We start from the raw sequence: 12,066 nt of genomic DNA, 5'->3' as shown, positions 1-12,066 counted from the left end.
GTCGACGCTTTCCCCCGTCGGCGACAGGCGACCAGCTAATGATTCTCGGCCACCGCGCCGCGCGACGTCTGCCCGGACGCCGGGCTCGTGCGGCTGTCGTACGGGAAGGCCCGCGCCCTGCTCGACACCCACACGGCCATTGCCGGGGTGCCGGGCACGAGCTGGGACCTGCATGAATACCGGCACCCGGGTCTCACTTACCTCGGTGAAGCTGGCGCGAGCCTGCCGATGCTGATGGCGAGGTCCCGGCACAAGAAGGCGGAGAACGTACGGCGGCACTTCCACCCGTCGGCGGAGGCGATTGCCGAGGTCACCAGTCCGCTCACGCCCGGCGACGCCGGGCGCTGAACCCAACACCGTTAGCCAGCCCGGTTCGCCGAACATGGTGTGGCTGCGCACGTACCGGGCGGGTGCTGGTCTATGAACGGCACCACGGCAATTTCATCGAGTCTGGCCAAGTTTGGAGCCCCACTGGGCGGTTGACGTGAACTCGTTGCCCTCAGCGAGCCTGGGTTGTGGTCACAGCCGAGGCCGGTTGAGCAGCCGGGAGAGAACGATGACGCTCTCGGTCCGGGCGACAGGGGCGGTGGCGCGTACCCGTTGGATGGCCTGTTCCAGGTGGGGGATATCTCTGGCAAGCATGTGGAGGACTGCGTCCGCGGCGCCGGAGACGGTGCACGCTTCGACGACCTCGGGGATGTCTTCCAGGGCTTGGCGCAGTTGGGCGGGGGTGGGGTTGCCGGTGCAGTAGACCTCGACGAACGCCTCGGTGTGCCAGGCTAGCGACTGGGGGTCGACGAGAGCAGTGAAACCGCGGATGGCGCCCGTGGCCACCAGGCGGTCAAGACGCCGCTTGGCAGCGGGAGCGGACAAGCCGGCCTCCTTGCCGATCTGGGCGTACGTGGAGCGGGCTTTGCGCAGCACACAGCGGATGATCGCTTCGTCGATGGTGTCCACGACTGCACTCCAGACGTCAGTAGGTTCGGCAAAGGCGCAACGAAGAACTACGTTGCCCTTGACATTGCAAGAAAACGATGGCTGATCGCAGCACATGGTGATTGTCTGCGTCGCGGCCGCAACCGTAGCCTCCGGCTTGTCCTGATGTCACATGCCGGGAGAGCGTTCCGATGACAGCACACGTGAGCGATGTGGAAGCGTCCGCGCTGGCTGCAGTGGACGAGGCGGCCATCGCCCGGACCCTCCAGGAACTTCTCGCCCTTCCCAGCGTGACGGGGAGTGCCGCGGAGTCCGAGCTGCAGCACATCCTGGCCCGGCACCTGGAGTGGATGGATCTCGATGTTGACCTGTGGTCCATGAACCTGTCCGAGCTGCGTGCTCATCCCCGCTTCCCCGGCAGCGAGGCCCCGCGCACGGAGGCATGGGGTCTGGTGGGCGGCACACAGCAGCAGGGCGACGGGCCAACCCTGGTCCTCCAGGGCCATGTCGACGTCGTCCCTCCCGGGGACCTGGCGCAGTGGGAGGGAGACCCGTTCTGCCCTCGGGTCAGCGCAGACGTGGTGCACGCCCGGGGAGCGTGCGACATGAAGGCTGGCGTGGTGGCGATCCTCGCCGCCCTGGCCGCAATACGGAGAGCGGGCGCGAAGCTGCGCGGCCAAGTGTCCGCGCACTTCGTCGTCAGCGAGGAGGACGGGGGGCTCGGAGCATTCGGCACCCTCGAACGCGGCCACTCCGGTGACGCCTGTATCATCACGGAACCGACCAGCGGCACCCTCATGACAGCCAACGCCGGAGCCCTGACTTTCCGCATCGACGTACCCGGCCGCGCCACCCACGGCAGCACCCGGTACGCGGGTATGAGTGCCATCGACGCCTACCTGCCCATCCACCACGCGCTCGCTCGTCTGGAAGCCCGCCGCAACACCGGCGACGACCCCCTGATGGCCGAATACCCCATTCCTTATCCGCTGTCCGTCGGCACCGTCCGGGCCGGCGACTGGGCCAGCAGTGTGCCGGACCTGCTGGTGGCCGAGGGAAGACTGGGTGTCCGGCTGGGCGAGGATGCGGCCCGGGCACGCACCGAACTGGAGGCGTGCGTGGCCGAAGCCTGCTCTGACGACCCGTGGCTGCGCTCTCACCCCGCCACGGTGACGTGGCCCGGAGGCCAGTTCGCCAGCGGACAGCTGCCCGCCGGGCATCCGCTCGCAGCCCTGGTCGGCGACGCGTGCGCCGACGTCACCGGCGGCCCGCGACCGTCCGAGCGAGGCGCCCCTTACGGCAGTGACCTGAGGTTGTACTCCGGAGCGGGCATCCCCACACTGCAGTACGGCCCCGGCGACGTACGCCTCGCACACGGCCCGCAGGAACAGGTCCGCGTCAGCGAAATCGTCACCGTCACCCGGGCACTGGTGCTCGCCACGCTGCGCGCGGTCGGCACGAAGTAGTACCGCCGACACCGCCCCCCTACCGCCTACGCCCAGCCCATGACAAGCCGGTTCCGCACGCCGGGCGACCGGCGGAACGCAAGCGGCTTCTTCCAGGCGCACAGTCGCGTCCGGTCTCCGCACACCCTGAGATGGTCGCGGTCACACGGGGCGATGGAGCATGTCATCACTCCTCGTCGGCGGCTCCCCTGTCGCGCAGCGGGCGCAGCCCACCGGGCGAGTCGGACAGCGGAACGGCGTAGCGCCGATACATGTTGATGTGGTGCCCTATGAACGGCAGAGGCGGGCCATGTCCTCATCGCGGACGTCAAAGCCGTCTGCGCGCAGCTGGGTCACCGAGGCGTCCCAGGTCATCGGCGGTGACGACACCCAGCAGGCGCTTGATCCGCACCGGTCCGGGCAGTCCGGAGATCCCGGCCCGTGTCATCAGCACCGACACGGTCCTTAAACACACCTGGATGCCCATGCCCAGGGTGAGCTCGGCGTGGACGCGGCGGTAGCCGTAGGTGCCGCCTGAGGCGACGTGAACCGACCGGATCAGCCCGCTCAGCCACTCCCGTCGCAGCTGCCGCCGCGTGGTCGGGGTGCGCTTGTGTTTGTAGTAGTTCTGCCGGGCGACCCCGAGGATCCGGCAGCATCGGTCGACCGGTGCCCCGGCATCGACGAGACAGTCGATCACCGGTAGAGCCTTTGGGGGCCGGCTTGTCCTCGCCGAGGAACTTGACGGCCTTACGGACGATCTCGAGCTCGGTTCCCAGCTCGCGGATCCGTCGACGCGCTGCACACAGCTCTGCGGAAGGGCACTCGATAGTGGAGCTTTCGAGCTCGCTCCGGTGTGTCGCTTTCCGCACCCGGGCCTCTCACCTCGCACGCCTCGACAACGGAGGGCCACACATGTCCCAGCGCATCGGCAAGACCCACTGGAAGCGTTTCGCCATCGGTGCGGTGCCGACGGTGGCCGCCACGGCGGCGGTCGCCGTCTCCATGGCCCAGGGCGCGCTGGCCGCTTCGTTCAGCATCTCCGGTTCCGACTTCAAGGTCTCGGCCGGCTCCCTGAGCGGCAGCGGATTCGCCAACTACGCCACAGTGGACGTCGCCAAGAACGGCAAGCACATACCCGTCACCGTCTCGGCCCTCGAGAACGCGAAGATCACCAACATGTGCCAGTCCGTGCCGGTGGACATTCCCGTCCTCGGCACCTACACCATGACGCTCAAGGCGGGCGGATCGGGTACGGCGGTCAAGGCCAAGGACCTCTACATCGACATGACCGACCTCCAGGCCACGTCCGGCACCTTCCACAACGTCGACATCGGCGTCGCCACCGGTTCCATCACCAAGGGCCAGGTCAACCCCAAGGACCACGTCGACCCCGACGGCTACGCACAGCAGGCGGACTCGATCGAGATCGTCGACGCCCACCAGAAGGTCTGGGCCACCTCCGCCGGGACGTTCGAACTGGCAGGCCTGCACATGGACATCGCGGCCGGCCGCCACGACTGCTTCTGACCCGCTCCCGCCCTCCCCCACCCGTCCACGATCCGGGAGCTTCCCCATGACCAGTGCCGGCGCACCCGCGCACCCCCACAGTGACAACGGCTTCGCCAGCGCACGCCGGGCCTTCCGGACCTGGCGTCGCACCCGCCCCTTCTGGGCGGGCCTGCTGGTGCTCCTGGCCGCCGCGCCGACCATCTACTTCCCGTACTTCAACCTCTCCCTGGGCGCCCTGTCCGTGGCGATGTCCACCACCGCGGGCGCGGGATCGCTGATCATCGGCCTGACGCTGATCGTCCTCGGCGGGCTCCTGTGGTTCCAGCCGATCATCAGGTTCTTCGCCGGATGCGTAGCCATCTTCCTCGGTGTGCTGTCGCTCCCCATCTCCAACTTCGGCGGATTCTTCGTCGGCACCCTGCTTGCGGCCACGGGTGGACTCCTGGCTCTGGCGTGGGGCCCGGTGGATGCGGACACACCCCACGATGCCGTCCGCCCGGAGGGAGAGCCCGGGAATGGCTGATAAGTCACCCGACATCCGCGAGGAGGCGCCAGAAGTCCGCTTCGTGCGGCCGTCGAAGAGCCGACACGCCGTTCCTCGGACGTCCACGCTGACCCGCCTGCGCCTGCCGCTCGGGAAGGCTCTCGCACTCACCGCGCTGCCTACCGCTCTCGTCCTGGGAAGTCAGCGTCCGGCCGCCGTCGACACGACCGCCACCGCAGCGCATTCCGTTCCCGAGGAGGGGGCCGGCGGCGGCGTCGACTGCGCCCGTCCCGACGAGCCGTCACCCCGTGCCGCGGCGCCGACTCCGACCACCACTCCGAGCTCCCCCACGAGCGACGCATCCGTCACACCGCCGGATCACATCGACGACCAGGAAACGAGCCCCGCCACGGCTCCACCCCCCTCGCCGAGCGCGAGCGCCGCCCCCAGCGGCCTCGTGGGCCTCCTCGGCTCCCTCCTCGGCGGCGACACCGAGCAGAGGAATCCGGCACACGACGTCAGCCCGTCACCGAACTCGACCGCTCCGACGCCGACCGCGGCCCCAGAGCGGTCGGCCCCACCGTCCGCGCCCCACGCATCGCCCTCCCCCGACCACCGGACCACCGATGCGCCGTCCCGGCCAGGACCCACCACCGGGGCCACCAGCACCTGCGACATCAGAGGTCTCAGGGCCCCCGAGGACGCGAGCGCCGGTCGATTCGCCTCCGAGGCATTGAACATGAAGGGCAGCCGCCTCCGGCTGCGGGACGTCGTCTTCGGCGGCGTCGTCACCGTGGACACGGCCGCCGGCCCCAAACGGGTGCTCAAGTTCTCCGCGGCCGGTGTGACGATCCGCGACCTGAGGATGTCCGTACCCGTCGGCCCGCAGATCCAGCACATCGACGGAGCACCCGGCTCGACATCCACGCTGCGAGGCGACCGCATCACGATGTACGTCGAGAGCCTGACGGGCACCCTCTCCGGCATCGAGGGAATTCCCCTGCCTGCCGTCCTCCGCCTTCATCTCACGCCCGACACCGTTCCGGAGTGGCTCTACGACACGGTCGGGAAGCTCGGCCTCAAACTCCAACTCGACCTGGACGAGGCCGACATCGACCAGGCCGGACAGACGGGGGGAGAGCTCACCATCCCTGGGATCCACGGGTACGGCACGCCACGGTGAAGCCGAGGCCGTGCTGGGCTTCCGTCACTTCACTTTCCAGTGGTCCGCGTCGGGGAACGTCGCCATCGGCAACGACTTCGACTCGGACCTGAACCTCCACGGCGGCTGGGAACGCAATAACCTGTTCGAACTCAACACATCGACAGTTCCCTACGAGCACAGATCGGGAAGCTGCTACAGCAACTGCGGCGACGAGGGCGGCAATGCCCCTGACGACTCGACCTGGTTCCCGATCTGGTGGGCCGCCGGCCAAAAAGCCGTCAATTGGTCCGGCTCATCCGGCCCCAACAACATCTTCTTCAACAACACGATGAAGAAACAACTCTCGTACGGCAGCGGCTACACGGACTACCATGCCGACCACAACCGCATCTACAGGTTCGGCTGGGGCGCCTCGGGCTGGACCCATCTGACCAGCGGCGGTGCACCGATCAGTGACTGGTCCCACCACGAACTGCTCGACTACACCGGCAGCGGAGTCGACTCCAGCGCCACCAGCCAGAACGACTCCTTGTTCCTGCTGAACGTCACCTGAGAGCCAGTCGTGCACGCCTGACTCCGCAGCCACCGATGCCTGCCGCGGAGCCGGGCGTGCACTACGCATACGGAGGAAGTCGCGTGACCGGAAAAATCGAGACTGTCGTGTCGGGAGATCCCGAGAACACCTATATCCACGCGGCCGAATTCCCCGTGAACTATGCGCAGTTCTACGTACTCGACCGCAACCTTCACCGCACCGTGCACCCCGAACCGAAAGCACCCGGAGAATCTCACGCAGGCATCCTGCGAACCGTACATGGTGGGGCCTTCCTCGTCACCGGCCTCAACAGCGGCGTCACCGACCTGACGGTATCGGTCCACGCCCGGGAGCCGGATCCGCTTCTTGGGGACTACGAGGACGCGGTCGAAGTCAGCCTTCAAGTCGACACTGAAACGGTCCATGTCAGCGCCTGGGAAGGCGGCAGCAGGTTCATCGCTCTGCCACCCATGCCAGCTGGGGCCGGCTGGTACCGCCTGCGCTACCACGCCCGACACATGGACCAGGCGTTCGACCTGTACTCCGCCGTGCCGATCGACGCCTTCCACCTGCAGATCTGGGCCGAGCCTCAAAGCGATCCAGAGGTCCTTCAGATCACCTCGAACCGAGCCCGCTACTGGCTGTCCGTCTGACCGTCGAATACCGGGGAACCGGAGGGAGCGACGGCTCAACACCATGGCGAGCACTGCAGGGCCATTGGCCGGGCAGTGCACGTGCAGAGGTGAAGGTCGTCGGACCGACCTCCGGTCATCCCTCTTCTTCGCTGCCGTTCCCGCACTCTCAGAGAGGTGCGACGTCCGTAATCGACGACGCCCGGTTGGTCGACGGGGGAGGTGTAGTGGAGCGACGCCCCGAGAAGGGCGGGCGCCGGCCGCCCAAGCCGGGCAGACAAGATCGACAATGCGCCCACCATGTGCCTGGGCAGCCAGGCCATCGCCTCCCTAGCCCGTGACCACGACGTCAGCCGCGGGCCCGTTCGTACCAACGTCGCCCACCTCTTGCCCGAGCCCATCGCAGGCGATGAAGGCACCCCCGGGTCCGGAACTGATCGCCGGCCTGCTGCTCGCGCCGAGCAGGATCGGTGCTCACGGGACCTGGGCGGGCCCGGGTTTGTCGGGGCCCGCTTCACCGGCGGTGTCAGCCGCTGCCGTTGGCGCGTAGGGGGACGGGCGTGGCCCGGAGTTGCGTAGGCGGTACTCGACGATGCCGGGTTGGTCGACGGGGGAGGTGTAGCGGAGCGCCGCCCCGACGGAGAGGCCGAACAGGTCGCAGATGCGGCGGGGGTCTCCGCCGGTGGATGCGGCTTCGTGAAGGAGACGGTCCTCGCGAAGCCGACGGGCGGGGATGCCGAGAGTGTCGTTGATCCACACGTGGCTGACTCGACCGGTGCCGCAGGCGGTGGTCTGGGAGATGAACAGGTGCGGATTGGCGGTGCGTGGCCACCGGGTGGTTCGGTATGCCCGGTACTTCTCCAGGCGGGTCCGTACTTCGGTGGCAAGCAGTACGGTGCGGTCCTAGCAGTAATGCATGTCTCTGCCTCTGGGCCGCTGCTCACCCGCCTGGGTTGCTCGGCGCCCAGAGTTTGCGCTGCACGCAGCCCGCTCCATCGTAATGGTTACCGCCTGCACCCTGCAGGACAGCGCATACACAGCAGCGAACGACTGCGCGATGACGTCATTTCTGGCAGGCGTAGCGTCCTTGGCCACAGTTCAGTCCATGCCTCATTGAACGCCTTCGCGTGCCCGAATGGGCACGGCTGGCTCTGAAAAGTGACGAGGCCCAATCCGGCCGCATACGTTGGGATCTCCAATCGAAGCCAGGAGGAACGACTATGAACAACACGTCGATCAGCGCCCCGGACGAGATCGAGGTCGAGATCGTCGAAGACGGCCAAACGAGCGTCTACTGCGGCCTCGCGACCGACTGGTTCTCGGAGGACTGAGACCTACGATCGAACAGGGCGAGGGCCGCAGTCGACATGACTGCGGTCTCTCCGTCCGTGCAACGTGAATGTGGTGTAATGACTGCGAAGTTCATCCGGATCAGCCCGGACATTGACGTCCAAACAGTCGTGGGCGACGGTGTTTTTCTGCTGCGCGGTGAGCGGACCTTGGTTCTGCACGGCGATATGGCCGAATCCATCGCTCCCTTACTCGACGGTCGGTTCACGCGTGAGCAAGTGATCGACCAGTTGTCGAAGGTATTTCCGGCGGACCGCATCCGGGCGCAACTGGACAAATTGCACTCAGCAGGGCTCCTGATGGAGAGCGAACCCGTCGAAGACATACAGGTCGCCGCCTATTGGGAGCGGTCGGGAATCAACGCCGAAACAGCCAAGGACCGTTTGCGCATGCAGACGGCACGACTTACCGCAGTAGACGGGTGCCAGACGGATTCACTGGCCGAGGCACTGTCTGACGCCGGTATCCGCGTACTTGACCCCCTCGCCGGAGACAACCACGACGTCGAAGTCATTGTCACCGAGGATCTACGCCACCCAGATCTCCACGCTGCGAGCGATGCGGCGCGCAGGACATCACGACCTCTGTGGGTGGTCAAACTGAGCGGCGCCATTGGTTTCGTCAGCCCACCGCTGTGTGCAAACTCCGGTGCATGCTGGCGCTGTGCCGATTGGCAGCTTTCCGGTCGGCACATCGAAGCCTCTTACATGGAAGCCCGAACCGGCGAGCACGTTTCGAGCGACATGCCTCTCGGCGGAATCGTGGTCGCACCGCTAGTGGCTCGACTCGCCGCCCTGAGGATCGCGCGGTGGGCAACAGGGGCCGACACCGCAGACTCTTTCGCCCTGACCTTCGACGCACTGTCGCTCAAGTCCGAGCGTCACCGCCTGACCCGCAGGCCGCAATGCCCGTCATGCGGTGACTCCGGTATGGTCGCCGCCCAGGCCGTACGACCCTTGGTACTGGCGGGCGAGGACGAAGCCTTTGCGGAGTCCGGCAGACGAGTCCTGTCCCCTGAAGCCGTACTGCGCACCTATGGTCACCTTGTGAGTCCCATCACAGGAATCGTAACGGACCTCACATTGGTGACCAGCGATGACGCAACCCATCATGTCTCCTCTGCAAGGCATAACTTTGCTCTGCACACCCTTAAGGGCCGCCGAGGCCGTGGCGCGTTCCGGGAGCGGAGCACTGGAAAAGGAGACAGTTCTATCAAGGCTGAGGCGGGGGCCCTGGCCGAGGCTATCGAGCGCTTTTCGGGGATCTGGCAAGGGGACGAGTACCGTGTCCGTGCAACCTTACAGGAAATGGACGGCCCAACTGTCCACCCTGACGCTCTGCAACTCTTCAGCGAACGACAATACGCGGCCAGGAACACCTGGAATCAACGCGGAGTCGCCTTCCACAAGGTACCCGTGCGTTATGACCCCACCATTCCATGCGACTGGACACCGGTATGGTCGCTCACGAGGCAGCGTAACGTCTATGTGCCGACTTCTGCCCTGTACTACCGCTACCCACTCCCGGGTGCGGTCGGAGCCTTTTACTCGGGAGACTCCAACGGGAGCGCGGCAGGGGGAACCCTGGCAGAAGCCGTGGTCCAGGGAACACTTGAGCTGATAGAGCGCGACAGCGTCGCCCTGTGGTGGTACAACCGCTTGACCCGACCCAGTGTGTCCGCCCGAGACATCGGCTCGGACCATCTCACTACCTGGCAGGAAGACCACGCGCGTACCGGTCGGGATGCCTGGGTCCTGGACATCACCTCGGACCTGGGAATCTCTGCGGCTGTTGCGGTGTCCCGGATCGCCCGCCCAGGAGAGGCCGGCGAACGCATCCTGCTGGGCTTCGGAGCAGCACTGGACATGCGGACGGCTGTCCTTAAGGCGACGGAAGAAGCGGACCAGCTCAGGCCTCGTGCGGACGCACCGCACACCAACTCCGGACGCCAAGGCGTGTCCAAGGAGGAGCAAGCCCTTTTCGACTGGTGGCAGTCGGCCACGGTGGCGAACGAGCAGTACTTGCGCCCGTCGAGCGCGGACACATCCACTCGCGCCACGGCAATCGCACCTTCAACCGCCCGTCCCGTTCTCAGGACTGCCCTGGAAAAAGCTGGCCTCGAGGTTCTCGTCGCCGACCAGACACGCCCCGACATCGGCATGCCGGTAGCGAAGGTCCTCATCCCGGGCCTGCGTCACTTCTGGCCCCGGTTCGCCCCAGGCCGCCTGTTTGACGTGCCGGTCCGCATGGGATGGCTCACAAGTCCCACCGCGGAAGAGAACCTCAATCCCATCGGGATGTTTCTGTGACAAAAGAAGACGGCTCCTCACCGGCCTCGCACCCTGTGCCCTGTTCCACCTACGTCTACGCGGCCTTTCGCTCTGGAACTACCGTCGTCCGGCCGGAACCAGGGACCGTACACATCCGGCTGGCCAAACATTCGGTATTCCTCCGGCGCGTTCCGGACACCACCGACGAAATCCTCCGGAGTATGGAGGAAGACGGATTCGCGCTATGGCAGCCATATGCGCCAGAGGAATCTCCCGACCAGCCGGAACGCCTCCTCAAGCCGTCACCTCTCGCATCCCCCATGGGCCAGGGTCCTTCACACGACCGACTGTTCACAGCATTGCAGCGCATGGTCGAGTACCGCGTCTGCGACTGGGCGGGCCACGACGTATTCGTCATGGAAACCATGGTCTCCGCCCCACTCCACCGGCCGCTGCCCTTGAATGGCGGATCCCTGCGCCTGTCCCGCTTCGCGTTCCTCAGACGCGAAGGCGATGGTCTGATCCTGGAGTCCCCAAGGTCCGGCCTACGCTTGCGAATACGTACAGCCCAGGGCGCAGCTCTGCTTCAGTCTCTCGGCAGTGCGACAACCACGCCACAACTCGCGAATGCGCTTGGCATATCCGAAGCAGAGGTCACCGCGCTCGTAGCACATCTAGCAGGAGCGCAGTTCGTCGAGGAGGAGACCGGCGGCGCGTTCCCCGAGGACAGCAACCCGGCGCTGGCACAGTGGAGCTTCCACGACATGTTGTTCCACTCCCGGAGCCGGATCGGACACCACGACTACCCTGTGGGTGGTGTCTTCCCCTTCCGAGGCGTCGTCCCGCCACAGCCGGTCGTACGCCGTCCACGGCTCGGCACCGTCATCGGTCTGCCACGGCCGCGACTCGAGACCGTACTTGCCAATGACCCGCCCCTGACATCCGTCATAGAAGCTCGCAGATCGCTACGGCGCCCGGGCGACAAACCTATCACCATCGACCAGCTCGGTGAATTCCTCTATCGAACAGCTCGAGTTCGTGCCATCACCCCCGAGGACATGACAGAAGCGCCCTATCCGACGAGCACCCGCCCCTATCCCAGCGGGGGCGCCACTTACGATCTCGAGTTCTACGTCACGATCGACAGGTGTGAGGGTGCTCCGTCAGGCATCTATCACTATGATCCTCTCGGTCATGCTCTCACCCTGGTGAACGCCGAAACGGAAGACCGCCATGCTCTGCTGATGTACCCGACACAGGCTGCGGGGAGAGGATCACGGCCCGATGTACTGATCAACCTGACGTCCCGACTTCAGCGCATTTCCTGGAAGTACGCGGGTATGGCCTACGCGACGGCACTGAAAAACGTCGGCGTTGTCTACCAGACGATGTACCTCATCGCATGCGCTATGAATCTGGCAGCAAGCGCCGTGGGCAATGGCAACTCTTCGGAAATCGAACGCGTCCTAGGGATTGATCCGGTGACCGAAGTCCCCGTCGGAGAGTTCATCCTCAACAACACCTCCACAGAACCTATTCCTGCTCAGCACGAAAAGTGGCAGGCCGTCAATGATCACGAGTGGCACCGTCGCTTCTGATGACTCGCAGATAATGACTTCGGCTCGCCACGGTGAACCTGCTCAAAGTCTCTGATGGGCTCAGAGCGGTCACGCTTTCCTGTCGTGTGTGAGACGCCTTCCGCTTTCCGAACGTGATCGGTTGGTCCGGGGTGGATGA

9 protein-coding genes and 2 pseudogenes are annotated in these 12,066 nt (G+C 65.8%); 9 read left to right on the top strand and 2 right to left on the bottom strand.

Annotated features, from left to right (window positions below; all coding sequences use genetic code 11):
• Positions 1–54: 54 nt before the first annotated feature.
• Positions 55–348: pseudogene (locus tag ACZ5K7_RS45145) on the top strand (site-specific integrase); the annotation flags it as partial.
• A gap of 171 nt (positions 349–519) precedes the next feature.
• Here ACZ5K7_RS45145 and ACZ5K7_RS45140 read toward each other — a convergent pair.
• The gene (locus ACZ5K7_RS45140; protein WP_468923814.1) at positions 520–957 is read right to left on the bottom strand and encodes an Lrp/AsnC family transcriptional regulator; all 438 of its coding nucleotides are present in this window, start codon (positions 955–957) and stop codon (positions 520–522) included.
• Between the two features lie 170 nt (positions 958–1,127).
• On the opposite strand from ACZ5K7_RS45140, the gene ACZ5K7_RS45135 reads away from it, so the two are divergent.
• Positions 1,128–2,402, top strand: a complete 1,275-nt coding sequence (locus ACZ5K7_RS45135) for an ArgE/DapE family deacylase (RefSeq protein WP_468923811.1) — start codon at positions 1,128–1,130, stop codon at positions 2,400–2,402.
• Positions 2,403–2,748: 346 nt separating this feature from the next.
• On the opposite strand, the pseudogene ACZ5K7_RS45130 reads toward ACZ5K7_RS45135, so the two are convergent.
• Positions 2,749–3,199: pseudogene (locus ACZ5K7_RS45130) on the bottom strand (IS3 family transposase); the annotation flags it as partial.
• A gap of 97 nt (positions 3,200–3,296) precedes the next feature.
• Between ACZ5K7_RS45130 and ACZ5K7_RS45125 the strand changes: the two are divergent.
• From ACZ5K7_RS45125 to ACZ5K7_RS45095, 7 genes are all read left to right on the top strand, one after another.
• Positions 3,297–3,911, top strand: a complete 615-nt coding sequence (locus ACZ5K7_RS45125; RefSeq protein WP_468923808.1) for a DUF6230 family protein — start codon at positions 3,297–3,299, stop codon at positions 3,909–3,911.
• A 46-nt stretch (positions 3,912–3,957) separates the two neighbouring features.
• Positions 3,958–4,416, top strand: coding sequence for a DUF6114 domain-containing protein (locus tag ACZ5K7_RS45120; RefSeq protein WP_468923805.1), 459 nt, complete (start codon positions 3,958–3,960; stop codon positions 4,414–4,416).
• Positions 4,409–5,560, top strand: a complete 1,152-nt coding sequence (locus ACZ5K7_RS45115) for a hypothetical protein (RefSeq protein WP_468923802.1) — start codon at positions 4,409–4,411, stop codon at positions 5,558–5,560. Before ACZ5K7_RS45120 ends, ACZ5K7_RS45115 begins: the two co-directional genes overlap by 8 nt.
• 10 nt (positions 5,561–5,570) lie before the next feature.
• A complete protein-coding gene (locus ACZ5K7_RS45110) occupies positions 5,571–6,095 on the top strand; it encodes a hypothetical protein (RefSeq protein ID WP_468923799.1) in 525 nt (174 codons plus the stop codon).
• An 83-nt stretch (positions 6,096–6,178) separates the two neighbouring features.
• Positions 6,179–6,730 carry a hypothetical protein gene (locus tag ACZ5K7_RS45105; RefSeq protein ID WP_468923796.1) on the top strand — a complete coding sequence of 184 codons (552 nt, stop codon included), beginning with the start codon at positions 6,179–6,181 and terminating at the stop codon, positions 6,728–6,730.
• A gap of 1,388 nt (positions 6,731–8,118) precedes the next feature.
• Positions 8,119–10,368, top strand: a complete 2,250-nt coding sequence (locus tag ACZ5K7_RS45100) for a TOMM precursor leader peptide-binding protein (RefSeq protein WP_468923793.1) — start codon at positions 8,119–8,121, stop codon at positions 10,366–10,368.
• 182 nt (positions 10,369–10,550) lie between these two features.
• Positions 10,551–11,927: a SagB family peptide dehydrogenase gene (locus ACZ5K7_RS45095; RefSeq protein WP_468923790.1), complete on the top strand. Its 1,377-nt coding sequence runs from the start codon at positions 10,551–10,553 to the stop codon at positions 11,925–11,927.
• The last annotated feature ends 139 nt before the right edge of the window (positions 11,928–12,066 follow it).

This window comes from Streptomyces sp. NPDC031497 (assembly GCF_055580905.1).
The sequence above is the reverse complement of the archived record's forward strand: the minus strand, read 5'-3'. Positions and strand labels throughout refer to the sequence as shown.